The organism is Antarcticirhabdus aurantiaca (assembly GCF_009765365.1).
GTDB lineage: Bacteria > Pseudomonadota > Alphaproteobacteria > Rhizobiales > Rhizobiaceae > Antarcticirhabdus > Antarcticirhabdus aurantiaca.
This window is the reverse complement of record NZ_VTOM01000001.1, coordinates 350,715-372,470: the sequence shown is the minus strand read 5'-3', so window position 1 is coordinate 372,470 and position 21,756 is coordinate 350,715. Positions and strand designations below refer to the sequence as shown.

General features: G+C 68.2%; 27 protein-coding genes. 15 read left to right on the top strand and 12 right to left on the bottom strand.

Going from position 1 to position 21,756, the window contains the following annotated elements:
• The first annotated feature begins 11 nt into the window (after window positions 1-11).
• From choW to FZN60_RS01855, 4 genes are read left to right on the top strand one after another with little or no spacing between them, the layout of a single operon-like run.
• A complete protein-coding gene (gene choW, locus FZN60_RS01870) occupies window positions 12-911 on the top strand; it encodes a choline ABC transporter permease subunit (RefSeq protein ID WP_158870447.1) in 900 nt (299 codons plus the stop codon).
• The gene (gene choV / locus FZN60_RS01865; RefSeq protein WP_158870445.1) at window positions 908-1,981 is read left to right on the top strand and encodes a choline ABC transporter ATP-binding protein; all 1,074 of its coding nucleotides are present in this window, start codon (window positions 908-910) and stop codon (window positions 1,979-1,981) included. Before choW ends, choV begins: the two co-directional genes overlap by 4 nt.
• Window positions 1,978-2,217, top strand: a complete 240-nt coding sequence (locus FZN60_RS01860) for a hypothetical protein (protein WP_158870443.1) — start codon at window positions 1,978-1,980, stop codon at window positions 2,215-2,217. The genes choV and FZN60_RS01860 overlap by 4 nt, the downstream gene beginning before the upstream one ends.
• A 3-nt stretch (window positions 2,218-2,220) precedes the next feature.
• Complete coding sequence (locus tag FZN60_RS01855) at window positions 2,221-2,358, top strand: hypothetical protein (protein WP_158870441.1); 138 nt, start codon at window positions 2,221-2,223, stop codon at window positions 2,356-2,358.
• Window positions 2,359-2,362: 4 nt separating this feature from the next.
• On the opposite strand, the gene FZN60_RS01850 is transcribed toward FZN60_RS01855, so the two are convergent.
• From FZN60_RS01850 to FZN60_RS01830, 5 genes are all read right to left on the bottom strand, one after another.
• Entirely contained in the window at window positions 2,363-3,190 is an 828-nt protein-coding gene (locus tag FZN60_RS01850) for a dipeptide ABC transporter ATP-binding protein (RefSeq protein ID WP_158870439.1), read from the bottom strand.
• Complete coding sequence (locus tag FZN60_RS01845; protein WP_158870437.1) at window positions 3,187-4,035, bottom strand: ABC transporter ATP-binding protein; 849 nt, start codon at window positions 4,033-4,035, stop codon at window positions 3,187-3,189. Before FZN60_RS01845 ends, FZN60_RS01850 begins: the two co-directional genes overlap by 4 nt.
• 4 nt (window positions 4,036-4,039) lie before the next feature.
• On the bottom strand, window positions 4,040-4,978 hold the full coding sequence (locus FZN60_RS01840) for an ABC transporter permease subunit (RefSeq protein WP_158870435.1): 939 nt from the start codon (window positions 4,976-4,978) through the stop codon (window positions 4,040-4,042).
• 10 nt (window positions 4,979-4,988) lie between these two features.
• Window positions 4,989-5,996 carry an ABC transporter permease subunit gene (locus tag FZN60_RS01835; protein WP_158870433.1) on the bottom strand — a complete coding sequence of 336 codons (1,008 nt, stop codon included), beginning with the start codon at window positions 5,994-5,996 and terminating at the stop codon, window positions 4,989-4,991.
• Between the two features lie 144 nt (window positions 5,997-6,140).
• The gene (locus tag FZN60_RS01830) at window positions 6,141-7,736 is read right to left on the bottom strand and encodes an ABC transporter substrate-binding protein (protein ID WP_158870431.1); all 1,596 of its coding nucleotides are present in this window, start codon (window positions 7,734-7,736) and stop codon (window positions 6,141-6,143) included.
• Between the two features lie 157 nt (window positions 7,737-7,893).
• Between FZN60_RS01830 and FZN60_RS01825 the strand changes: the two genes are divergently transcribed.
• Window positions 7,894-9,756 carry a monovalent cation:proton antiporter-2 (CPA2) family protein gene (locus FZN60_RS01825; protein WP_158870429.1) on the top strand — a complete coding sequence of 621 codons (1,863 nt, stop codon included), beginning with the start codon at window positions 7,894-7,896 and terminating at the stop codon, window positions 9,754-9,756.
• Window positions 9,757-9,928: 172 nt separating this feature from the next.
• On the opposite strand, the gene FZN60_RS01820 is transcribed toward FZN60_RS01825, so the two are convergent.
• Window positions 9,929-11,128: an Mrp/NBP35 family ATP-binding protein gene (locus FZN60_RS01820; protein ID WP_158870427.1), complete on the bottom strand. Its 1,200-nt coding sequence runs from the start codon at window positions 11,126-11,128 to the stop codon at window positions 9,929-9,931.
• Window positions 11,129-11,258: 130 nt separating this feature from the next.
• Here FZN60_RS01820 and FZN60_RS01815 point away from each other — a divergent pair, with 130 nt between their 5' ends.
• Window positions 11,259-12,008, top strand: coding sequence for a HugZ family pyridoxamine 5'-phosphate oxidase (locus FZN60_RS01815; protein WP_158870425.1), 750 nt, complete (start codon window positions 11,259-11,261; stop codon window positions 12,006-12,008).
• Window positions 12,009-12,015: 7 nt separating this feature from the next.
• Here FZN60_RS01815 and FZN60_RS01810 read toward each other — a convergent pair whose 3' ends face one another.
• The 5 genes from FZN60_RS01810 to FZN60_RS01790 all read right to left on the bottom strand — a co-directional run bounded on the left by FZN60_RS01810 (window position 12,016) and on the right by FZN60_RS01790 (window position 15,378).
• Window positions 12,016-12,324 carry a hypothetical protein gene (locus FZN60_RS01810; protein WP_158870423.1) on the bottom strand — a complete coding sequence of 103 codons (309 nt, stop codon included), beginning with the start codon at window positions 12,322-12,324 and terminating at the stop codon, window positions 12,016-12,018.
• Between the two features lie 168 nt (window positions 12,325-12,492).
• The gene (locus tag FZN60_RS01805; RefSeq protein ID WP_158870421.1) at window positions 12,493-12,786 is read right to left on the bottom strand and encodes a YMGG-like glycine zipper-containing protein; all 294 of its coding nucleotides are present in this window, start codon (window positions 12,784-12,786) and stop codon (window positions 12,493-12,495) included.
• Window positions 12,787-12,907: 121 nt separating this feature from the next.
• Window positions 12,908-13,198, bottom strand: coding sequence for a hypothetical protein (locus FZN60_RS01800; RefSeq protein ID WP_158870419.1), 291 nt, complete (start codon window positions 13,196-13,198; stop codon window positions 12,908-12,910).
• A gap of 160 nt (window positions 13,199-13,358) precedes the next feature.
• Window positions 13,359-14,348: a PAS domain-containing HWE histidine kinase family protein gene (locus FZN60_RS01795; protein WP_158870417.1), complete on the bottom strand. Its 990-nt coding sequence runs from the start codon at window positions 14,346-14,348 to the stop codon at window positions 13,359-13,361.
• Between the two features lie 235 nt (window positions 14,349-14,583).
• A complete protein-coding gene (locus FZN60_RS01790; RefSeq protein ID WP_158870415.1) occupies window positions 14,584-15,378 on the bottom strand; it encodes a response regulator in 795 nt (264 codons plus the stop codon).
• A 290-nt stretch (window positions 15,379-15,668) separates the two neighbouring features.
• Between FZN60_RS01790 and FZN60_RS01785 the strand changes: the two genes are divergently transcribed.
• The 6 genes from FZN60_RS01785 to FZN60_RS01760 all read left to right on the top strand — a co-directional run bounded on the left by FZN60_RS01785 (window position 15,669) and on the right by FZN60_RS01760 (window position 18,385).
• Entirely contained in the window at window positions 15,669-15,887 is a 219-nt protein-coding gene (locus tag FZN60_RS01785; protein ID WP_158870413.1) for a NepR family anti-sigma factor, read from the top strand.
• A 13-nt stretch (window positions 15,888-15,900) separates the two neighbouring features.
• Window positions 15,901-16,452 carry a sigma-70 family RNA polymerase sigma factor gene (locus FZN60_RS01780; protein WP_158870411.1) on the top strand — a complete coding sequence of 184 codons (552 nt, stop codon included), beginning with the start codon at window positions 15,901-15,903 and terminating at the stop codon, window positions 16,450-16,452.
• 148 nt (window positions 16,453-16,600) lie between these two features.
• Entirely contained in the window at window positions 16,601-16,954 is a 354-nt protein-coding gene (locus tag FZN60_RS01775) for an ElaB/YgaM/YqjD family protein (protein ID WP_158870409.1), read from the top strand.
• A gap of 22 nt (window positions 16,955-16,976) precedes the next feature.
• A complete protein-coding gene (locus FZN60_RS01770; protein ID WP_158870407.1) occupies window positions 16,977-17,420 on the top strand; it encodes a hypothetical protein in 444 nt (147 codons plus the stop codon).
• A 171-nt stretch (window positions 17,421-17,591) separates the two neighbouring features.
• A complete protein-coding gene (locus tag FZN60_RS01765; protein ID WP_158870406.1) occupies window positions 17,592-17,888 on the top strand; it encodes a hypothetical protein in 297 nt (98 codons plus the stop codon).
• Window positions 17,889-18,037: 149 nt separating this feature from the next.
• Complete coding sequence (locus FZN60_RS01760; RefSeq protein ID WP_158870403.1) at window positions 18,038-18,385, top strand: ANIS5 family metal-binding protein; 348 nt, start codon at window positions 18,038-18,040, stop codon at window positions 18,383-18,385.
• A 113-nt stretch (window positions 18,386-18,498) separates the two neighbouring features.
• Here the strand turns inward: FZN60_RS01760 and FZN60_RS01755 are convergent, their stop codons facing one another.
• Complete coding sequence (locus FZN60_RS01755; RefSeq protein ID WP_246726523.1) at window positions 18,499-19,404, bottom strand: diacylglycerol/lipid kinase family protein; 906 nt, start codon at window positions 19,402-19,404, stop codon at window positions 18,499-18,501.
• Between the two features lie 225 nt (window positions 19,405-19,629).
• Between FZN60_RS01755 and FZN60_RS01750 the strand changes: the two genes are divergently transcribed.
• Genes FZN60_RS01750 through FZN60_RS01740 form a run of 3 tightly spaced genes read left to right on the top strand, consistent with a single transcriptional unit; the run spans window position 19,630 to window position 21,720 of the window.
• Window positions 19,630-19,797, top strand: coding sequence for a DUF1328 family protein (locus tag FZN60_RS01750; RefSeq protein WP_158870399.1), 168 nt, complete (start codon window positions 19,630-19,632; stop codon window positions 19,795-19,797).
• Between the two features lie 49 nt (window positions 19,798-19,846).
• On the top strand, window positions 19,847-20,083 hold the full coding sequence (locus FZN60_RS01745; protein ID WP_158870397.1) for a hypothetical protein: 237 nt from the start codon (window positions 19,847-19,849) through the stop codon (window positions 20,081-20,083).
• Window positions 20,080-21,720 (top strand): PRC-barrel domain-containing protein, encoded by a 1,641-nt coding sequence (locus FZN60_RS01740; protein WP_158870395.1) that lies wholly within the window; start codon window positions 20,080-20,082, stop codon window positions 21,718-21,720. Before FZN60_RS01745 ends, FZN60_RS01740 begins: the two co-directional genes overlap by 4 nt.
• Window positions 21,721-21,756 lie beyond the last annotated feature (36 nt).

The window sequence follows — 21,756 nt, the reverse complement described above, 5'->3', positions numbered from 1 at the left end:
GTGGCGGCCGGATGCGATCCGGCCGCTTCTCCATCCGGCTCCAGCCTGCGGGGGACGCGGCGCGCGTGCTTTCCTGGATCGAAGACCATCCCTTGCCGCTCGGCGACTATGCCGAGGCCGCCGTCGACTGGCTGACGACCCACCTCCAATTCCTGTTCGACTGGATCCAGGCGGTTCTGTCCGCCTTCATCGAGGCGATCCTGTTCGTCCTGGCGGAGCCGCATCCGCTCGTCGTCGTGGCCGGCTTCGGCATCCTGGCCTTCCTGCTGCGGCGACGGATCGCGCCGGTCCTCCTCACCGTCGGCGGCCTCCTCCTGATCATCAATCTCGGCTACTGGAAGGAAACGACGGAAACGCTCGCCCTCGTCATCGCCTCGACCGCGGTTTGCATGGCGGTCGGCGTGCCCGTCGGCATCGCGGCGGCGCGGCGGCCCTGGCTCGATGCGGGCCTTCGCCCCGTGCTCGACCTGATGCAGACGATCCCGACCTTCGTCTACCTCATCCCGGCCCTGATCCTCTTCGGCCTCGGCCTCGTGCCGGGCTTGGTGGCGACCGTGATCTTCGCCTTGCCCGCGCCGATCCGCCTCACCAAGCTCGGCATCGCCTCGACGCCGCTTCAGCTCCAGGAGGCGGGCGACGCCTTCGGCGCGACGCCCATGCAGCGCCTCCTCAAGATCGAGATCCCGCACGCCCTGCCCCAGATCATGGCGGGCCTGACGCAGACCATCATGCTCTCGCTGTCCATGGTGGTGATCGCCGCGCTCGTCGGCGCGCCGGGCCTCGGCGTGCCGGTGGTGCGCGCGCTCAACACGATCAACATCGGCAACGGCTTCGAGGCGGGGCTCGCCATCGTGCTTCTCGCCATCATCCTCGACCGCTTCTTCCACATCGACGACAGGCACGCCCGGTGAGCGAGACCAAGCGCCCCATCGTTTCCTTCCGGAACGTGTCCGTGGTCTTCGGCCGCAATCCGGCCCGCGCCCTGCCGCTGATCGACCGCGGCGCCGACCGCGCCGCGATCCGCAAGGAGACCGGGCTGATGCTCGGCGTCGCCGACGCCACGCTCGACGTGCATCCCGGCGAGATCGCCGTGCTGATGGGCCTGTCGGGCTCCGGCAAGTCGACGCTGCTGCGAACCGTCAACGGCCTCGCGCAGGTGGTGCGCGGCGCCGTCTCGATCGACACCGGCCGGGGAGCCGTCGATCCCGCCGCCTGCGGCGCGTCGCGGCTTCGCGAGCTTCGCCGGCGCGAGGTCGCCATGGTGTTCCAGCAGTTCGCGCTCCTGCCCTGGCGCTCGGTCGCCGACAATGTCGGGTTCGGCCTGGAGCTGTCCGGCGTATCCGCCAAGGAGCGCCGCGAGCGCGTCGAGGCGCAGCTCGCCCTCGTCGGGCTGTCGGACTGGGGATATGCCCGCGTCGGCGAGCTGTCCGGCGGGATGCAGCAGCGCGTCGGCCTCGCCCGCGCCTTCGCAACCGACGCGCCGGTGCTCCTGATGGACGAGCCCTTCTCGGCGCTCGACCCGCTGATCCGCACGCGCCTTCAGGACGAGCTGCTCGAATTCCAGGCGCGGCTGAAGAAGACCATCATCTTCGTCAGCCACGACCTCGACGAGGCCTTCAAGCTCGGCAGCACCATCGCGATCATGGAGGGCGGCCGCATCGTCCAGGCCGGGCGACCGAAGGACATCGTCCTCGCCCCCGCCAACGACTACGTCGCCGACTTCGTCGCCCACATGAACCCGCTGTCGGTGCTGACGGCGGCGGACGTCATGCGCCCGATCGATCGCGAGGACGGCGCCGGCCCGGCGATCGCCGGCATGGCCGACCCCGACGCGCCGCTGCGCCGCGTCATCGAGACGCTCGGCACGAACGAGGGCGAGATCGCCGTCTCCGCCGGAGGCCGCCTTCTCGGCCGCATCAGCCCGCGCGACGTCATGGCGGCGCTGGGCAGGCGGGCGCGGCCGGGACCGGATGACCGGTGAGCGAGGAGGACGAGGCCGCGCGACGCAAGCGCAGACTGGCCGCAAAGCGCTTCAACGAAAACGTCAAGCTCGCAGCGACTTCAGTGAACGCCGCGGCGCTGGCGATCTTCGGTACCGCAATCATCCTGCCGGCTGTGAACAGCGCACCGAGCGGTGGATGGGGTTGGATCGCCGTCGCCTTGGGTCTACATTTCCTCGCGCACGTCCTCCTGCGCGGACTGAAGAGCGAGGATTAGGTGATGAACGCGGAATTCTTGTCAGCCAACGCTCTGCCCATCGCCGGTGTGATCTTCGGGCTCGCGAACCTCGTGATCTTCTGGATCGCCGGGCGCCGTTTCGACAAGAAGTACGGCACGCCCGACGATCGGAGACCTTGAGGCTTCACGCCCGCGCCATCACCCGCTTCCGGATCGTCTCGACGTCCGCCCGCGGCGTCGCCGCGAACAGCGTTCGCGTGTAGGGGTGCTGGGGGTCGGCGAAGATCTCGGCCTTGGAGCGGTGCTCCACCGCCTCGCCGAAATACATCACCATCACCTCGTCCGCGATGAAGCGCACGACCGAGAGGTCGTGGCTGATGAAGACGTAGGTGAGGCCGAACTCGTCGCGCAGGTCCGCAAGGAGGTTCAGGATCTGCGCCTGAACCGACAGGTCGAGTGCCGAGACCGGCTCGTCGAGAACGAGGATCGAGGGGTTCAGCATCAGGGCGCGGGCGATGGCGATGCGCTGGCGCTGGCCCCCTGAAAACATATGCGGGTAGCGGTTGTAGTGCTCCGGCTGCAGCCCGACCTTCTGCAGCATCGCCATGGCGAGGTCTCGCCGCTCGGCGGCGCTCTTGTCGGTGTTGAGCTGGAGCGGCTCGGTGAGGACGCTGCCGATCTTCTGGCGCGGGTTCAGCGAGCCGTAGGGGTTCTGGAAGACGATCTGGACCTTGGCCCGAAGCTCGCGCGAGGGTCGGCCGGAGGCGATCTCGACCGTGTTGCCGTCGATGATCAGGTCGCCGCTGGTCTGCGGGTCGATCAGGGTCAGGATGCGGGCGAGCGTCGACTTCCCGCAGCCGGATTCGCCGACGATGGCGAGCGTGCGCCCCTTCTCGACCTTGAAGGACACGCCCTTCACGGCGTGGACGATCTTCGGCTTGGCGAAGAGGCCGCGATTGACGACGTAGTCGCGCTTGATGTCGCGCGCTTCGAGAACGACGGGCGCGCTCATGCCGAGGCTCCCGCGCCGTCGGCGCTCATCAGCTCGGAAACCGTCGGCAGGCGGTTGCCCGTCGCGTTCTCCGGCAGGGCGGAGAGCAGCGCGCGGGTATAGGGGCTCTGCGCGCGGGTGAAGAGCGTGAGGACGTCCGATTCCTCCATCTTGCGCCCCTTGTACTGGACGACCACGCGGTCGGCGGTCTCGGCGACGACGCCCATGTCGTGGGTGATCATGATGAGCCCCATGCGGTGATCGGCCTGGAGTTTCATCAGGAGGTCGAGGATCTGCTTCTGGATGGTGACGTCGAGCGCCGTCGTCGGCTCGTCGGCGATGAGGAGCTTCGGGTTGCAGGCGATGGCCATCGCGATCATCACGCGCTGGCACTGGCCGCCCGACATCTGGTGGGGATAGCTCGACAACCGCTCGGCCGGATCGGGAATGCCGACGTCCTTGAACAGCTCCACCGCCTTCTCGCGCCGCTCGCGCCGGCCGAGCTTGAGGTGCTTCTTCAGGAGCTCCTCGATCTGGTAGCCGACGGTGAAGCAGGGATTGAGACTGGCATTCGGCTCCTGGAAGATCATCGCGATGTCGCGCCCGATGATCTGCCGGCGCTCCTTGTCGGACATCCCCTTGAGGTCGCGCCCGTCGAAGCGGATCTCGTCGGCGGTCACCGTCGCGGTCTTGGGCAGGAGGCCCATGACGGCCAGCATGCCGACCGACTTGCCGGAGCCCGACTCGCCGACGATGGCCAGCACCTCGCCGGCATCGACCGCGTAGTCGATGCCGGCGACGGCCTTGAACGGGCCGGTCGAGGTATCGAAGGAAACGGACAGGTTCTTCACGGAGAGGAGTGGCATGGGCTCAGCTCCTTTTCAGCTTGGGATCGAGCGCGTCGCGCAAGCCGTCGCCGACGAGGTTGATCGCGAGAACGGTGATGAGGATCGCGAGGCCGGGATAGGTGACGATCCAGGGCGCAGAGGAGATGAACTCGCGCGCGCCCGCCAGCATCGTGCCCCATTCCGGCGTCGGCGGCTGGGCACCCATGCCGAGGAAGCCGAGGGCCGCGGCGTCGAGGATGGCGTTGGAGAAGGACAGGGTCGCCTGGACGATGAGGGGTCCGAGGCAGTTCGGCAGGATGGTGACCACCATCAGCCGCAAGGGACCGGCTCCGACGACGCGCGCGGCGGTGACGTAGTCGCGCTCCTTCTCGGCGAGCACGGCGGCTCGGGTGAGCCGCACGAAATGCGGCTGGAGGGTGAGCGCGATCGCGATCATCACGTTGACGAGGCTGGGCCCGAGGATCGCGACCAGCGCGAGCGCCAGGAGGAGCGACGGCACCGCCAGGATCACGTCCATGACGCGCATGATGACGATGTCGAGCCAGCCGCGGACGTAGCCGGCGATCAGCCCGAGCGTGATGCCGACGGAGACCGACAGCGTGACCACGACGAGGCCGATGAACAGCGAGTAGCGCGCCCCGAAGATCAGGCGGGACAGGATGTCGCGGCCGATGTCGTCGGTGCCGAGCAGGAAGGACGGGTTCCCACGCTCCCACCAGGCCGGCGGCAACTGGATGGCACCGGCGGGCACCAGCGGATTGTGGGGCGCGATCAGCGGCGCGAAGAGCGCGACGAGAACCACGAGAAGGAAGACGAAGAGGCCGAGAACGGCGCCCTTGTTGCGGGAGAAGTAGTACCAGAACTCGCGCAGCACCTGGGCGCGCGGGTTGCCGGCGGGGATGCGCGACGGAATGTCGGCGCCGACGCCGGCCTCGGACTCCTGGGCGGAGATGTGGCTCATGGGGTCCTCCTCAGCGCGCCCGGACGCGGGGATTGATGAGGCCGTAGAGCAGGTCCACGACGAGGTTCACGGCCATGACGACGATGGCGATGAGCAGGATGCCGCCCTGCACCGAGGGGTAGTCGCGCCGGCCGACGGCGTCGATCAGCCACTTGCCGATGCCCGGCCAGGAGAAGATCGTCTCGGTCAGGATCGCGCCCGTCAGGAGCACGCCGACCTGAAGGCCGATCGTCGTGACGACCGGGATCAGGGCGTTGCGCAGCGCGTGGACGCCGACGACCCGGCGCGGGCCGAGGCCCTTGGCGCGCGCGGTGCGGACATAGTCCTCGCCGAGCACCTCCAGCATGGCCGAGCGCGTCTGGCGCGCGATGACGGCGAGCGGGATGGTGGCGAGCACGATGGCCGGCAGGATCAGGTGGCTCAGCGCCGATCGGAAGGCGCCCGCCTGCCCCGAGAGCAGGCTGTCGATCAGCATGAAGCCCGTGACCGGCGGGAAGAAGTACATCAGCGAGATGCGCCCCGACACGGGCGTCCACTGGAGGTAGCCGGAGAAGAAGATGATGAGGAGGACCGCCCACCAGAAGATCGGCATGGAATAGCCGACGAGGGCGGTGCCCATGATGCCCTGGTCGATCCAGGTGCCGCGCTTGAGCGCCGCGAAGATGCCGGCCGGGATGCCGATCGCGACCGCGAGGAGGATCGCGACGACGGACAGCTCGATCGTGGCGGGGAAGAGCGTCAGGAACTCCTGGAGCACCGGCCGGTAGGTGCTGGTCGAGACGCCGAAGTCGCCGCGCAGCACGGAGAAGACGTAGTCGCCGAACTGGACGATGTAGGGCCGGTCGAGGCCGAGCGCGGCTTCCAGCGCCGCGCGGCGCTCGGGGCTGACGCCGCGCTCACCGCCGATGATCGTGATGGTGTCGCCGGGCAGGAGCCGGACGAAGGCGAAGGCGATCAGCGCGACGCCCAGAAACGTCGGCACGAGGACCGCGACGCGGGACAGAAAGAAACGGAGCATGGCGGCGTGTCGCCCGAAACGGGGCCCGATGCAAGTGGCCCTGATGAAAAAGAGCGGCCGGCATCAAGGACTTGCCGGAAACGGAAAACGGCGGGACGGCGCGTTTCGCGCCGTCCCGCCGCATGTCGGAAGCCTGGAGGAGGCTTATTCCGTGATGTCGACGCCGTCGAAGGTGTAGTCGCCGAGCGGGCTCTGGACGAAGCCGGTGACGTTCTTGCGCATCGGAACGTAGACCACCGAATGGGCGATCGTCGCCCAGGGCGCCTGCTCCTTGAAGATCACCTGGGCCTGCTCGTAGAGCTCGGCACGCTGCTCCTGGCTCGGCAGGGACTTCGCCTGCTGGACGAGCTTGTCGAAGTCCTCGTTGCACCACTGGGCGCGGTTGTTGTTGCCGACGCCGTCGCAGCCCAGCAGCACGGCCAGGAAGTTGTCCGGATCGCCGTTGTCGCCGGTCCAGCCGAGCAGCACGGCGCCGTCGCGGTCCTCGGCCTTCGAGCGCTCGAGGTACTCGGCCCACTCGTAGGTGACGATCTCGGCGTTGACGCCGACCTTGGCGAAGTCCGCCTGGATCAGCTCGGCCATGCGGCGGGCGTTCGGATTGTAGGGCCGCGAAACCGGCATGGCCCAGATCTTCATCGACAGATTCGAGACGCCGGCATCCGTCAGCATCTTCTTGGCGGCTTCCGGATCGTAGGGATCGTCCTGGATCGAGTCGTTGTAGGACCACATCGTCGGCGGGATCGGGTTCTTCGCGATCTGGCCGGCGCCCTGGTAGACGGCATCGATGATGGCCTGCTTGTTGATCGCCATGTTGAGGGCCTTGCGGACCTCGACCTTGTCGAACGGCGCCTGCTTCGTGTTGTAGGCGAAGTAGCCGATGTTGAGGCCCTGCTGCTCGTCGACCTTGAGGTCGGCGTTCTGCTGCATGGCGGGCACGTCGGAGGGATTCGGATAGGCCATCAGGTGGCACTCGCCGGCGAGCAGGCGCTGCTGGCGAACGGCGGCATCCGTGGTGATGGCGAAGACGAGATCGTCGATCGGCTGCTTGCCGGCCCAGTATTCGGGGAAGGCCTGGTAGCGGATCAGCGCGTCCGGCTGGTAGGCGACGAACCGGAACGGCCCGGTGCCGATCGGCTGCTGGTTGAACTGCGCCTGCTGGCCGGCCTCGGCGAGCTTGTCGGCATATTCCTTCGACACGATCGAGGCGAAGGGCATGGCGACATTGGCGAGGAAGGCGGCGTCGGCGCGGGTGAGCGTGAACTTCACCGTCATGTCGTCGACCTTCTCGACCGACTTCACGGTCTCGGGCATCGACATGGAATCGTAGTATTCCCAGGAGGCGCCGCTGACGTACTGGTGCCAGGGATTGTCCTTGTTGCCCTGCCGGTCGAACGAGAAGATCACGTCGTCGGCGTTCATGTCGCGCGTCGGCGTGAAGGTGTCGTTGGAGTGGAATTTCACGCCCGGACGGAGCTTGAAGGTGTAGGTCAGGCCGTCAGGCGCGACGTCCCAGCTCTCGGCGAGGCCCGGCTCGACCTCGGTGGTGCCCTTCTTGAACTCGGTCAGGCGGTTGTAGACCGGGTGGGCGGATGCGTCGAAGGTGGTGCCGGCGGTGTAGAGACCGGGATCGAAGCCCTCGGGCGAACCTTCCGAGCAGAACACGAAGGTCTTGGCCGATGCCGCGCCGCCGAGCGCGAGGGTCAGCGCCGTTGCGGCAAGAAGCCGGGTGAAAAGTTTCATCTGGGGCAGCTCCGTGGAATTGTTGCCTACGAAACCTTCGTTTCGCGGAAGGCCGCATCCGATAGGACTCGACGGCCCAAGGCAAGCTTGTTTTTGACCCACCGGTCAGAATCGGTCATTGGGCAGGCAGTTGCCCACAAGCACGGGAGCGGCCGACATGGCGGTTGAAAATGCGAGCGCGGGCATCGGCCTCGTCGAGGTCGTGGCGCTTCTGGGCGTCAGCATCGTCGCCGTTCCGATCTTCCGCCGGCTCGGTCTCGGCTCGGTGCTGGGCTACTTCGCCGCGGGCCTGATCTGCGGCCCCTTCGCGCTCTCGCTCGCCGACGAGCCGGAGGCGGTGCTGCACTTCGCCGAGTTCGGCGTCATCATGCTGCTCTTCATCATCGGCCTGGAGATGCAGCCCTCCCGGCTCTGGGCGTTGAGAAAGGCGATCTTCGGCCTCGGCATCGCCCAGGTTGCGGTCTGCGGCGGGCTTCTCACCCTCGCCGCCATGGGGCTCGGCCTCGACTGGCGCGCCGCCTTCATCGCCGGCATGGGCTTCGTCCTGTCCTCCACCGCCGTCATCATGCAGATGCTGGAGGAGCGCGGCGAGACGGGCACGGCGGCCGGCCAGCGCGCCGTCTCGGTGCTTCTCCTCGAAGACCTGTCGATCGTGCCGCTCCTCGCGGCCGTCGCGCTGCTGGCACCCGGAACGGCGGAAGACGCCGCCGACCCGCTGGCGACCGCCCTCGTCGCCGTCGCCTGCATCGGCGGCCTGATTCTGGCCGGACGCTACCTCCTCAACCCGCTCTTCGGCGTACTCGCCCGCGTCCATGCGCGCGAGATGATGACGGCGGCCGCCCTCTTCGTGGTTCTCGGCTCGGCGCTTCTCATGGAGTTCGGCGGCCTGTCCATGGCGATGGGCGCGTTTCTCGCCGGCGTGCTCCTTTCCGAGTCCTCCTTCCGCCGCCAGCTCGAAACCGACATCGAGCCCTTCCGCGGCATTCTTCTCGGCCTGTTCTTCCTGGCCGTCGGCATGTCGCTCGACCTCGCCGTGATCGCCCGCGAATGGCTGTTCATCGTCGGCGGCCTCCTGGCCTTCGTCGCGGTGAAGGGGCTCGGCATCTATCTCGTCGCCAAGGCCTTCGGCTCGGGCAACCACGAGGCGATCACCCGCGTCGCGCTCTTCGCGCAGGGCGGCGAGTTCGCCTTCGTCCTCTACTCCGCCGCGACCGCGGCCGGCATCATGGACAGCGAAACCAACGCGGCGTTCACGGCGATCGTCATCCTGTCCATGGCCCTCACCCCGATCGTCAACATCGCGCTCAAGCGCCTGACGCCGCCGCCCAAGGTTTCGACGGAAGGCCTCGAGACGCCGGATGGATTGTCGAGCCGCGTCCTGATCATCGGCTTCGGCCGCTTCGCCCAGGTCGCCTCGCAGCCGCTGCTCGCCCGCGGCATCGAGGTGACGATCATCGAGACCGACGTCGAGATGATCCAGGCGGCCTCGACCTTCGGCTTCAAGGTCTATTACGGCGACGGCACGCGGCTCGACATCCTGGAAGCCTCGGGCGTGCGGGGCGCCGAGGCCGTCCTCGTCTGCGTCAACGACGAGGAGGCCTGCGACAAGATCGCGAAACTCATGGCGGAAGAGTTCCCGCTGGTGAAGGTCTTCGCCAGAGCCTACGACCGCGGCCATGCCCTGCGGCTCGTTCATGCCGGCGTCGAGTACCAGATCCGTGAAACGCTCGAATCGGCGATGAGCTTCGGTGAAGCCGTGCTGCGCTCCTTCGGCACGGAGGAGGACGCGATCGCCGACATCATGGAGGACGTGCGCCGGCGCGACGAGGAGCGCTTCGACCTCCAGCTCGCCTCCGACATCTATGCCGGCCGCGACCTCATGCGCGGCAATGCACCGGTCCCCGCTCCGCTCACCCGGCCGAAGGGCCAGGGCGCCATCCTCGGGCCGGACAACAAGCCGCCCTCCTCCCCCGTGCCGCAGCGGGTCAAGCCGGCCGACGCCCCGCGCGAGCCGGCCTGAGGCAGGCTCCCGTCTCCCGCCGGCGGGAGAAGGGCCCGCCAGGGGGATGAGGGTGACTCGTGAAGGCCACGGCCTTGAAGGTTCATCGCCTGGCCCCTCGGCGCGGCCGGCACCCTCACCCGGTCGGCTTCGCCGCCCAGCCTCGCCCGCTTACGGGCGAGGGTTCAGCGCCCTATTCGAAGACGATCCGCGGCCCTGCCGAGCCGCCCTGCTTCTGCGCCTCGATCGAGCGGAGCATGCCGGCGGCGATGTCGAGGTAGGCTCGCGCCTGCGGACCATCGGGATCCGTCGCGACCACCGGGCGCCCGGCATCCGACGATTCGCGGATCGCCATCTCCAGCGGCACCTCGCCGAGGAACGGCACGCCGAGCTTCTCGGCCTCCGCCCGCGCGCCGCCGTGGCCGAAGATGTCGTAGCGCGTCCCCGTGTCGGGGGCGATGAAGTAGCTCATGTTCTCGACGATGCCGAGAACGGGCACCTCGACCTTCCGGAACATCGCGAGCCCCTTTCGCGCGTCGATCAGCGCGAGGTCCTGCGGCGTCGAGACGATGACGGCGCCGGCCAGCGGCACCTGCTGCGCCATGGTCAGCTGCGCGTCGCCGGTGCCCGGCGGCATGTCGACGACGAGAAGGTCGAGCTGCCCCCACTCGACCTCGCGCAGCATCTGCGTCAGCGCCGACATGACCATCGGCCCGCGCCAGATCATCGGCGTATCCTCCTCGACGAGGAGGCCCATCGACATGGCCTTGAGCCCGTAGGCGTCGAGCGGGATCATCCGGCGCCCGTCGGCGGTGCGGGGCTTGTCCTTGAGGTTCAGGAGCCGCGGCACGGAGGGACCATAGACGTCGGCGTCGAGGAGCCCGACCTTGAGGCCGAGCCGCGCGGCGCCGAGCGCGATGTTGACCGCCGTCGTCGACTTGCCGACGCCGCCCTTGCCGCTCGCCACCGCGACGATCGTGGCAATGCCCGGAATGCCGGGCTTGCCCGGTCGCGGGCCGGCGGGGCCGCGCCCTTCGGCGGGGCCGCTCGTGGTCGCGCCGGGACGCGGATGCGGGTGATGGTGCGGGTGGGCCGGTCCGCGCGCGGGCGGCGGGGGCGGAGCGGAGCGGGCCGCGCCCGGCGCGCGCTCGGCGGTCAGGGCCACCATCGCGCCTTCCAGGCCGGGAAGAGCCGCGGCGCGCCGCTCGGCCTCACGCCGGAACGGCTCGAAGCGCTCCGCTTCCTCGGCCGGCACCGTCAGCGAAAAGAAGGCCTTGTTGTTGGCGATGAAGATTTCGGACACCAGCCCGCGGGACACGACGTCGCCGCCGCCGTCCGGCGCGTCCATCGCCGCAAGCATCGCCCGGATCGCCTGCTTCTGATCCTCGCTCATCGCCGCGCTCCCGTCTCGTTGATCCTTGCCGCAGGGACTATCCGTTCCCGCCGCGCTCTGGCAATCGTTCGTGGCCGACAAAGATGGGAGCGGCGACCGATGGACGCTCCCGGGCACCGGAGACGCCGCCGTGACCGAAGCCAAGCCCCGCGAACAAACCCTGCGGCCCGTGGACGAGGAGGCGCGCGCCCTTGCCCGCCGCCTCGTGCGGGCTGCGCGTCATGCGAGCCTCGCGACGATCGAGCCCGGCACCGGTTACCCGCTGGCGAGCCGCGCCTCGGTCGCCACGGATTTCGAAGGGCGCCCGATCCTGCTCGTCTCGGACCTGTCCGTCCACACGCAGGCGCTCCGCGCCGACCCGCGCTGCTCGCTCCTCTTCGGCGAGCCGGGCGGCGGCGACCCGCTTCGCCATCCGCGCATCACGCTGATCGGCCGCGCCCGTCTTCTGGCGCGCGACAGCGACGAGCGCTCGTCCGCCAAGGCCCGCTTTCTCGCCCGCCACCCGTCCGCCGAGCTTTATGCCGACTTCGGCGACTTTCATTTCGTCGTGGTCGAGCCGGAACGAGCCGGCCTCAACGGCGGCTTCGCGCGGGCCTTCGAGCTCGCGGCGGCGGATGTCGTCGATCCCGAGGGTGCCGCCTTGGGCGAGCGCGCCGAGCGGGCCCGCCTCCACATGAACGAGGACCATGCCGACGCGATCGACGCCATCGCCGCGCGGCTGGTGACGGATGCCGGCACCGGCTGGTCCATCGTGACCGCCGACCGCCGAGGCTTCGAGATCGTCAAGGGCGACCGGCTGGAGCGGATCGAGTTCGCCGCGCCCGTGACGGAGCCTGACGGCTACCGCAACGCCTTCGTCGCGCTGGGGCGGGGCGCTTGACGCGCCATCAAAGGTCGAAGCCGTCCGGACAGGCGGCTCGGAAGCGGCGGGGCGTGCCGTCGTCGGCGTAGATGCACTGGCCCGGCTGGCTGGCGGACTCGCCGATCAGCCGATCCCTGGGCCCCACCACCGGCTCGGCCACGCGCCCGGGCACGAAGGGATAGGTTTCGGCGCCTTCCAGCCCGAACACCGCGCCGAAGACCGGCGGCAATCGTCCGCCGCCTCCGCCGCAGCCTGCCAGGACAAGCGGCAGCGCGAGAAGAACAAGGCCTCGGGCGAGACGACCTGCGAAGCGGACGGGTTCGGGTCGGAACATGATCGTCTTCTCGTGCCTTTCGTCGCCGCCGGCTTCCAGCGCTGCGCAGCATGCGACAAGGTTCCTGACGGACCAACCGGAAGCAAGCCGGAACCGCCAAAAAGCGAAAGCCGCCGAAGGGTGTTCGGCGGCTTTGCGGGTGGATCGGCCGGTCGTGGCCGAATCCGGTCAGTAGCCCGACGGGCAGCGCGACACGTAGCGGCGGCCGGCGCTGTCGCTGTAGATGCAGTCGCCCGACGAGGCGCTGGAACGGCCGACGAGATTGCCCGCGATGGCACCGCCGAGTCCGCCGATGGCCGCGCCCGTGAGCGTGCTCCGCGTGTCGCCGCCTGCCACCTGGCCGATCAGAGCGCCGGCGCCGGCGCCGAGAAGAGCGCCCGTGCCCGTGTCCCGCTCCACCGTCGAGCAGCCCGCCGCGCCGAGCGTCAGAGCGGACAATGCGACGATCGTGAGTTTCCTCATGGATAAACCTTTCCCGAACCAGGGTCCCTGCCCTTCGGAACGGGAACATGGAAGAAAGGTTGCCCCGTGGAAAGGGTTTGGAGAAAATTTGCCTGTCGACAAACCAGACGGCACAACGCGCTCAGCGCGAAGCCACCACCTGCGGCGCGGCATCGAAGGTGATCAGGAGCTGACCGTCGCGGCTGATGCGCCAATCGACGCTCGCCGACTGCTCGAACACGTCCGCATCGACTTCCTTGCAGGCCCCGAACAGCTTGCGATCCGTGGCACCGGAGAGGCGCATCTGAATGGGCAGGTCAGCCTGGCATTCGGAAACATCCTCGTAGGCAGGCATCGGCACAGGAACTTCCTGGCAGGCCGACACATCCCCACTGCAGCCCACAAGCAACATGAAAGCAGCAACGTGTTCCACGGCGAGTTCTCCTTTGCCTGAAAAACTCGTCGGCAAGAGGATCGTTCCATTCTCCCGCTAGGGAAGGCTTCACGATGGCTTGAATGAAGGAGCGCAGCACGAGGGGGCGAGCGTCGCTCGCTCGCCGTCTGATCCGAAACATCGCGGAACGAAGCGGGCCTCAGGCCTCGGCGGCGAAGCGCGCCGGCGCTTCGATGATCTCGAACTGCGCTTCGGGGATCATCAGCGTGTAGGCGATCCCGGCCGGCTGATATTCGAGAAAGGCCTCGCCGCCGACGGCGTTGGGCACGATGCGCTCGAGGGTCGAGGTGCCGAAGCGCGGATCGTGCTCGGCTTTCACGCGCGGGCCGTTGGCCTCGGTCCAGACGAGGCGCAGGAACGTCTCGTCGTCATGCTGCTCGAACTGCGAGCTGATCGCCACCGTGCCGCCCGGAACCGACAGGGAGCCGTAGGAGGCGGCGTTGACGGCGAGTTCGTGAAGGGCGAGCCCGACGTGGAGCGAGGCGGTCGGCGACAGGTAGACGTCGACGCCCGAGACCTTGATCTGCTCCATGCCGTCCGGCGCGTAGCGCTCGACCTGCATGGTGATGAGGCTCATCAGATCGGCGCCGCGCCAGTCCGTATCGGTGACGATGTCCTGCGAGGAGGACAGGGACTGGATGCGTCCCCGGAAACGCACCAGGAATTCGGGCACCGTCAGCGAATGACGCGCCGTCTGGCTGGCCAGGCTCTGGATGATGGCAAGAAGGTTTTTGGAGCGGTGCGACAGCTCGCGCAGGAGCGTCTTCAGCGTATCTTCGCGCCGCTTCTGCTCGGTGATGTCGAGAAGCGAGCCGATGAGGCCGACCACGGCCCCGGCCTCGTCGATGTCGGCTTCGACGCGAAGGTCGTACCAGCGCGTCGAGGCGCCCTGAGCCACCGACACTTCGAGACGCGCCGGCTTGCGCGAGCGAAGCACCTCGCGCTTGGCGGCGATCGCCCGTTCGCCCGAGGCACCTACGAGAAGGTCGCGATCGTTGGCGCCGACAGCCGCCTCGTGCAGCCACGAGTTCTGATGGTTGAAGAACCAAGTGTAGTCGAGGTCGAGATTCTGCGCGAAGACCACGATGTCCGTGCTCTCGATCGCTCTCAGGGCCTTGGCGGGAATCATCGGCGGGAACTCAGCACCGGGACGGGGCGAGCGTTGCGAGAGCCCGTCGAAGGCTTCGTGAGACTCGCTCCGTCCGCATCATTCTTCGGCCTTCCGTTTACGCGTCGAGACTCACCCGCGGGGTCTGGCGGCGCCGGACAAGTGCGCCGACAGCAACGGAGCGCAACGGCTCAGGTTCCACGGAGCCGGCTCGCACCCGAACCGGGCGCGAGCTCACGGGACTCCGCGCCGCCCGTCAGGCCGCTTCCCGGCGCCCTGCGTCGAAGAACAGCGCCTGGCTGATCAGCGCCTTCACCATGTCCGGATTGAACGGCTTGGTGACAAGGAAGGTCGGCTCCGGCCGCTCGCCCGTCAGCAGGCGCTCGGGGAAGGCGGTGATGAAGATCACGGGAACGGCAACCTTCTGAAGGATGTCGTTCACCGCGTCGATGCCCGAGGATCCGTCGGCGAGCTGAATGTCGGCCAGCACCATGCCAGGGCGCTGCTTCTCGAAGAGGGCGATCGCCTCCTTGTGGGTGCGGGCGATGCCGGTCACCGAATGGCCGAGCGTTTCCACCATCTGCTCGATGTCCATCGCGATCAGAGGCTCGTCCTCGATGATCATGATGTTGGTCGAGACCTGGCGCCCGATGTCGGAGCTCGCCTGATCGATGAGGGCGGAGAAGCCTGCCTCGTCGACGCCGAGGATCGTGGCGGCCTCGGAGGTGGTGAAGCCTTCGACGGCCACCAGAAGGAACGCCTGACGCGGCAGCGGCGAGATGGCGCGCAGGTTCTTTGTCGCCCGCTCCTCCCAAGCCGAGGCCGGCGCATCCTCGTGGATGTTGACGTCCACCGACTGCCACAGCGACGAGAACAGCTTGTAGAGCGAGATGCGCGGCGGCTCGTCCGTGCTGAACAAGGAGGGCTCGGCGATGAGCGCCTCCAGAACGGCGGCCACATAGGCATCGCCGCTGGCCTGCGAACCGCTGAGGGCACGCGCGTAACGCCGGAGATAAGGTATGTGCGGCGCTATGCGCGACGACATTGACATGAACATTCCCCTCGCATCGGATCGATCGGCTGAAGGTCGGACCTGACGCGAAACGGCATGTCTCGCGAAAAGGTTCCCCATAATGGAACCATCGGGTCCGCCGCGAGTTCCCTCTGGCAAGCGGCCGCCCCGGCGGTCCTTTCACCCCTGGGAATATGACGTCCGGCGGGTCGCGGAAAGGGGCTTGCGAATTTTTGTCCGCGACACATCTTTCACGGCTCGCGCTTCGTCGGACCACGGCGGCGGAGCGCGTCGAATCCCGCCGTCGTTGAGGGACATGCCGAAGGTCAATGGAAGAACGCGACGATAAGGATGACGCCGTGCAAACGCCCAACGCAGACCGACCGGTCGACCCGTGGCTCGGCCTGGGTCACAACACGGCCATCGGCAAGCGACTGAAGGCCTATTACGACGACGTCGCGAGCGAACCCGTCCCGGACCGGTTCCTCATGCTGCTCGACGCGCTCGATGCGGCCGAATCGGGGTCGAAGAAGTCCGGCGACGAGTGAAGGAGCCCAGCCCATGGCTCAGGAAACCGACTTCCGCCGAGAACTCATCGCCATCATCCCCAACCTGCGCGCCTTCGCGGCGTCGCTCTCGGGCTCATTCGACCGCGCGGACGACCTCGTCCAGGAAACGCTGGTCAAGGCCTGGGACAAGCAGCACACCTTCCAGCCCGGCACCAACCTGAAGGCGTGGCTCTTCACCATCCTGCGCAACGAGTTCTACACGCAGATGCGCAAGAAGGGCCGCGAGGTCCAGGACGTCGACGGCGTTCACGCCATGCAGCTCGCCGGCCATCCGGAGCAGCAGGGACACCTCGATCTGCAGGACTTCCGCAAGGCTCTCGAGATGCTGCCCGACGACCAGCGCGAAGCGCTGATCCTCATCGGCGCGTCCGGCTTCTCCTACGAGGAAGCCGCCGACATCTGCAAATGTGCGGTCGGAACCATCAAGAGTCGCGTGTCGCGCGCTCGCACCCGCATCGCCGAGATCCTGAAGATCGAGGGCGACGGGGAGTTCGGCCCGGACTCCATCTCGTCGCAGATCATCGGCGTCGCTCCGGCGGCCTGAACGGTGCGGGAAAGTCTGGTCGGGGCTGGATAACGCCCCGGCCCGCCCCAAGTCCTCGTTTATCGCCGGCCATGCTCCCCTCCCCGCCTCCCGGTTGCGGAGGATGCGAGTGGGTCGCCCACCGTCAGTACCCTCAGGGATCCTCCGAATGTCCGACACTTCCGCCACCGAGAACCTCGACAAGCGTGCCGCCGCGGCCGGCGCTTCGGGCCGTGAGGACCGCGAGACCCTCGAAGCTCAGGTCGCGCGCCTGCGCGAAGACCTGCAGGGCGTCGCCGAGGCGATGAAGAGCCTTGCTTCGCATCAGGCCGAGGGCGCCAAGCGCCAGGCTTTCGCGCTTCGCGACGACGTGCGCGACCGCGGCGAGCGCTACGTGCGCCAGGCCCAGGAAGCCGCGTCCGAGTTCGAGGACCAGGTCGCCGAGCGCGTTCGCGCCGAACCGATCAAGAGCGTGCTGATCGCGGCCGCGGTCGGCTACGTCTACGCCCGCCTGTTCCGCTGACCGCTGACCGGCGCGCCCGCCGATGCTGACGCAGCTCATCACGAAGCTCATCACCGGCGAGGCCGGCATCTTCGTCGAGAAGATGAAGCGCCTCGCCGTCCTCTACGCGCTGATGGCCGTCTGCGCCCTGTTCATGCTGGGCTTCCTGATGAACGCGCTGTTCGTCTGGCTGGCCAGCCATTTCGGGGCCTTCGGCACCTCGCTCGGCTTCGCCCTCTTCTTCCTGGTGCTGGTTATCGCGGTCTACGTGATGATCTCGGCGGCCGGCCGTCCCCCGGCCAATCGCGCCGACGACAGGCTGCAGCGCGATATCGCCTCGATCGCCAGCGTTGCCGCCCTGTCGAACGCCCCGCTGCTGTTCTCCTCCGTCCGCCGCCGCAAGAGCCTGCTGCTCGTACCGGTTGCGGGAGGGTTCTTGTTCGCGGTGTGGCGCCTCATCACCGCCACGCGTCGCCGGCGCGACTAACCTGAACGATCCTGCAGGACGTCGCCCGCGCGGCGTCCTGCAGTCTTGCGCGCCGATGCGGGCAGCGCCTCGACATCGGGGCGGAACGTTTCGGCTCCCGGCGCCTTGATCTCCTGACAATCCAGTTTCGCTCGCCGCGTATCCGCCCGGCGCATACAGGAGCCAAGCACGATGGCAACTCCCCCAGTCACCGAGAACGCGACCAAGGCCCGCCAGGGCAGCCAGGGCAAGCCCGTTCTCCTGATCCTCGTCGCCTCCCTGGCGGCGATCGTGATCCTTTACTTCCTGGTCGGCGGCTTCATGACCTCGACCTCGCCGGACTCTGCCACGGTCGGCGGCTCGGCGGCCGGCATCTCAACGGAACAGGCGAACACCAGCAGCGCCGGCAATTCCAGCTCGGTCGTCACGCCGGCCCAGGACGGAAACGCGATGCCGCCGAGCAGCACCTCGCAGGGCACGTCGAACTGACGCGACCGGGTTTTCGGTTCGCTCCGCCGCCGGCGCGTCATGCGCCGAACGGCCTTTCATACGAGCCGGTGCGTGCGGAGTTTCGGATCCGCCCGCGCCGGCTTTTCCGGTTCGCGGAACCGATTGCAGTCGAGAACGGAGGGACATCCATGGCCGCAAACGTGACGAGCCGCCCCGGCGGCGATGGAACAGCATCCTCCGGCTCCCTCACCGAGGCCAGCAGCGGGAATACCGACCTGGAAGCCGAGGTCACCGAGATCCTCAACGACACGACCATGCCGATCGCCGAGAAGCAGCAACGGCTCCAGGAACTCGCCGACAACTACGGCGTGGCCGTGCTCGGTCCCAACGCGGATCTCGACGGCGACGGCGAGGTGTCCCCGCTCGAACTCCAGATCGCCGAAGCCTTCGGCATGCTGGCCGAGGGCGGGCACAGCTATCGCGACGAGGAAGGCCGCGAAGACGAGCCCGCGACACTCCCGGATCGCGAAGCCTGAGAGCTTCCGTCGAAACCGACCGGCGGGGGCCGGCGAGTGACGCGGCGTGCCGACGCCGAAGCACCGTCAGATTGCCCGCCCGAGGTTCCATCGATGGCTGAGACGGCGGGTCGTCAGCCGCCGGACGTGAGGTAGCTGGCGTCGTGCGGGGCCAGCACCTTCAACCGGCCCGGCTCGATGCGGATCGCCGACTCCGGCGGCAGATCCTCGAGTTCGCCGTCCCGCACCGCCCGACCGTGCCGCTTGCTGCCGCCGTAGCGGATGACGATTTCCTGCGCCTGAAGGACTTCGAGAGCCGGATTGGTGCGCCAGGTGCCCAGGACGATGTCGGCCGCGAGCTTCATCAGCGCCCTCCGATCGTCCGTCTGGCAGATATAGACGCCGAGCGTGCCGCCCTTCGGATCGTCGGCATAGGGCATGTGCCCGTCGCCGTACATGTTGTTGGAGACCGCGACGGCTGGCGTGCGGATGCGCCGCGGCTGGCCGTCGACGGTGATTTCCATCTCGATCTTGGGCGCGCTCTGCAGCGCCATCAGGGCCGAGCGGAAGGAGGCGAGGATCTTGCCGATCCGCGAGCCGTAGCTCATGCGCCGGCGCATGCGCACCATGCGGGCATGAAGGCCGACAGCGAACTGGTGGACGAAGGGCCGGCCGTTCACGGTGGCGATGTCGACGTCGATGATCCGGCCCGATGCGAGGGCGGCCGCAGCTTCCTCGAGCGCCAGCGGCACCTGAAGCGTGCGGGCGAAGAGGTTCATCGTGCCGGCGGGCAGGATTCCGAGGGCGACCTTCGTACCGTAGAGCGTGGCGGCGGCCGACGACACGCTGCCGTCGCCGCCCCCGACCAGCACCACGTCGAGGTCGCTCCGCTCAGCGGCGCGGCGCAGCGCATCCCCGAGCTCCTCTGCCGTCAGGAACTGGACTTCGATCTCGTGGCCGTGGAGGTGGAACTCGCTTTCCAGAACCGCGCGAAGCGCGTCGTGATCGGCGGTGCGCAGGGTGCCACCCTGCTTGTTCATGAACGCGGCAACCTTCATCGAGCGCGCTTTCGCCTCCTTTGCGGCGCCTCGCGGGCGGGCGACCGGCGCGGCCGCATATATGGCGCGCCCCCGCCATCCACAGGGCGTCAGCCGAGGAGGCCAAGAAATTTTGGCCTTCACCTGTCGCAGGCGGAACCGCACCCTACCCTCGACGCCGCGGCCCCCTTTCCCATCCTTGTTCCAGGGCCGGCGGAGATCGGTGACATGATCGAGTGGATCGTCATACTTCTGGTGGTTGCGGCCATTGCCAGCCTTCTCGGCATGCAGGGAACGGCGGGCTTTGCCACGGGCATCGCGAAGATCCTGATCTTCATCGTGCTGATCGGCTTCCTTCTCGCGCTCCTTCTCGGCGTCCTCGTCATCAGCCTCTGATAGCGCCCGCCGATCCGAGCCGCGCAACCAAACGCGACATGAACAGTTGATGTCGCTAGGATCGAGCTGCCGATCAACAATCGGCGAGATCCTGCCCCCGATCATCAAGTTTTCTCAAGCCGCCCGTCTGTTGCAGCGCGTCATCGGCAAAACAACGCCGGAGTACGGAACCTATCTGCAGGAGGATCGATTATTGAGGCAGAAGGCGCCCGGCCGCTCGTCCCGATCGATGCGGGACGAGATGCGCTTGTTCGCGCTGAACGCCAAAAGAGGAAACTACCGATGATCCGCAAGCTTCTTGCAACGACGGCCATGGCCGGCCTGTTCGCGACGGGCGCCTTTGCCCAGGAGACCACGGCTCCGGAACCGGCAGCTCCTTCGGCCGACGCCGCGGCTCCCGCGGGCGCCATGGGCGCCTCCGCCGATGTCGGCGCCGCCGCAAACTCCGGCAGCTACCTCCAGAGCCTGTCGCTGCAGCAGCACCTCGTTTCCGAGATGGACGACGCGGAGATCTACGCCGGCAACCAGCCGGACGCCCAGTCGCTCGGTGAGATCCAGAATTACCTCGTCGAGAAGGACGGCAAGATCGCCGCCGCCATCGTCGAGGCGACGATCAACGACGAAAGCCGCACGGTCGCCGTGCCGTTCGATCAGATCCAGTGGTCCATGGGCGAGAACAACGAGCCCCGCGCCACGATGACCAACGCCGACGCGCTGAATTCGGCGCCGATCTTCATGGAGCGCCAGGCCGCCGCGACGACCGATCCGTCCATGGCGGCGGGTTCGGGCACCGCGACGGGCGCCGGCGGCACGGCGATGGCCCCCGCGGCCGGCGACACGGCCGCGACCGGCGCGGCTCCCGCGGCGGGCGGCACGATGGCCCCCGCGGCCGGTAGCAGCGACATGGCCGCCAACAGCGGTGCCGCGGCGCCTGCCGGCGAGACCATGATGCAGGGTCCCGACCAGTATCTCACGGCCGATCTCGTCGGCCAGGATATCCGCAGCGGTGCAGGTGACGACGCCGAGACCATCGGCGAGGTGAGCGACCTCGTCGTATCCGACAACGGCATGGTGGATGCGGCGGTGGTCGGCGTCGGCGGATTCCTCGGCATCGGCCAGAAGAACGTCGCCGTGCCCTTCGGCGAGTTCCAGGTCACCCCGCAGGACGGTGGCGACCCGGTCTTCGTTCTCGCCGCGAGTAAGGAGCAGCTCGAGCAGGCGCCGACCTTCGAGGGTCGCGAGCAGAACGTCGCAGCCAACACCTCGTCGGGCACCGGCGGCATGGCCAACGACATGGCCGCCACGGGCGCGGCAGCCGGCGCGGCGACGGGTGCCGCCGTCGGCGGCGCGGCGGACACGGCTTCGAACATGGCCTCCAATGCCGGCTCGGCGATGGAAGGCGCGGCGACGTCGGCCGGCAACGCCGTGACCGGCGCGACCGAGACCGCTCAGAATCAGTCGGGCATGGCCACCACCGGCACCGACAACAGCACGACGGCGTCGACCGGCGGCTCCTCGCGCGAGAACATGATGCCCGTCGACAGCAGCGCCCAGCTGACGGCCGACGAGCTGATGGGTACGACGGTCTACGGCCCGAACGACCAGAGCCTCGGCAAGGTCGGTGACGTCGCGATGACCGCCGATGGCCGCGTCGACGCGGTGATCGTGGATGTCGGCGGCTTCCTCGGCATCGGCGCCAAGCCGGTGGCCGTCGGCCTCGACAACGTCCAGCTGATGCGCGACCAGGGTGACTCGCTCTACATCTACACCCAGTTCTCGCAGGACCAGCTCGAGAACGCGCCGGCCTACGACCAGTCGTCCTATGCCGAGAACCGCGACACCATGCGCCTCCAGGGCGAAACGGCTCCGGCCGCGGGTGGCACGGCTCCGGCCGCGGGCGGCGCGTCCACCACGACGAACTGACGGATCGCGGCTCGACCGGGCGCCCGCCCGGCCACC

Bases quoted from the DNA above. Each gene is read 5' to 3' on its own strand.
- FZN60_RS01820 (WP_158870427.1), bottom strand. From the start codon at position 11,128: ATGAGCGAGGATCAGAAGCAGGCGATCCGGGCGATGCTTGCGGCGATG.
- FZN60_RS01760 (WP_158870403.1), top strand. From the start codon at position 18,038: ATGGCCGCAAACGTGACGAGCCGCCCCGGCGGCGATGGAACAGCATCC.
- choW (WP_158870447.1), top strand. From the start codon at position 12: ATGCGATCCGGCCGCTTCTCCATCCGGCTCCAGCCTGCGGGGGACGCG.
- FZN60_RS01830 (WP_158870431.1), bottom strand. From the start codon at position 7,736: ATGAAACTTTTCACCCGGCTTCTTGCCGCAACGGCGCTGACCCTCGCG.
- FZN60_RS01790 (WP_158870415.1), bottom strand. From the start codon at position 15,378: ATGTCAATGTCGTCGCGCATAGCGCCGCACATACCTTATCTCCGGCGT.
- FZN60_RS01750 (WP_158870399.1), top strand. From the start codon at position 19,630: ATGATCGAGTGGATCGTCATACTTCTGGTGGTTGCGGCCATTGCCAGC.
- FZN60_RS01745 (WP_158870397.1), top strand. From the start codon at position 19,847: ATGTCGCTAGGATCGAGCTGCCGATCAACAATCGGCGAGATCCTGCCC.
- FZN60_RS01805 (WP_158870421.1), bottom strand. From the start codon at position 12,786: ATGAGGAAACTCACGATCGTCGCATTGTCCGCTCTGACGCTCGGCGCG.
- FZN60_RS01775 (WP_158870409.1), top strand. From the start codon at position 16,601: ATGTCCGACACTTCCGCCACCGAGAACCTCGACAAGCGTGCCGCCGCG.
- FZN60_RS01795 (WP_158870417.1), bottom strand. From the start codon at position 14,348: ATGATTCCCGCCAAGGCCCTGAGAGCGATCGAGAGCACGGACATCGTG.
- FZN60_RS01845 (WP_158870437.1), bottom strand. From the start codon at position 4,035: ATGCCACTCCTCTCCGTGAAGAACCTGTCCGTTTCCTTCGATACCTCG.
- FZN60_RS01740 (WP_158870395.1), top strand. From the start codon at position 20,080: ATGATCCGCAAGCTTCTTGCAACGACGGCCATGGCCGGCCTGTTCGCG.
- FZN60_RS01755 (WP_246726523.1), bottom strand. From the start codon at position 19,404: ATGAACAAGCAGGGTGGCACCCTGCGCACCGCCGATCACGACGCGCTT.
- FZN60_RS01855 (WP_158870441.1), top strand. From the start codon at position 2,221: ATGAACGCGGAATTCTTGTCAGCCAACGCTCTGCCCATCGCCGGTGTG.
- FZN60_RS01840 (WP_158870435.1), bottom strand. From the start codon at position 4,978: ATGAGCCACATCTCCGCCCAGGAGTCCGAGGCCGGCGTCGGCGCCGAC.
- FZN60_RS01810 (WP_158870423.1), bottom strand. From the start codon at position 12,324: ATGTTCCGACCCGAACCCGTCCGCTTCGCAGGTCGTCTCGCCCGAGGC.
- FZN60_RS01770 (WP_158870407.1), top strand. From the start codon at position 16,977: ATGCTGACGCAGCTCATCACGAAGCTCATCACCGGCGAGGCCGGCATC.
- FZN60_RS01780 (WP_158870411.1), top strand. From the start codon at position 15,901: ATGGCTCAGGAAACCGACTTCCGCCGAGAACTCATCGCCATCATCCCC.
- FZN60_RS01835 (WP_158870433.1), bottom strand. From the start codon at position 5,996: ATGCTCCGTTTCTTTCTGTCCCGCGTCGCGGTCCTCGTGCCGACGTTT.
- FZN60_RS01785 (WP_158870413.1), top strand. From the start codon at position 15,669: ATGGAAGAACGCGACGATAAGGATGACGCCGTGCAAACGCCCAACGCA.
- FZN60_RS01825 (WP_158870429.1), top strand. From the start codon at position 7,894: ATGGCGGTTGAAAATGCGAGCGCGGGCATCGGCCTCGTCGAGGTCGTG.
- FZN60_RS01765 (WP_158870406.1), top strand. From the start codon at position 17,592: ATGGCAACTCCCCCAGTCACCGAGAACGCGACCAAGGCCCGCCAGGGC.
- FZN60_RS01850 (WP_158870439.1), bottom strand. From the start codon at position 3,190: ATGAGCGCGCCCGTCGTTCTCGAAGCGCGCGACATCAAGCGCGACTAC.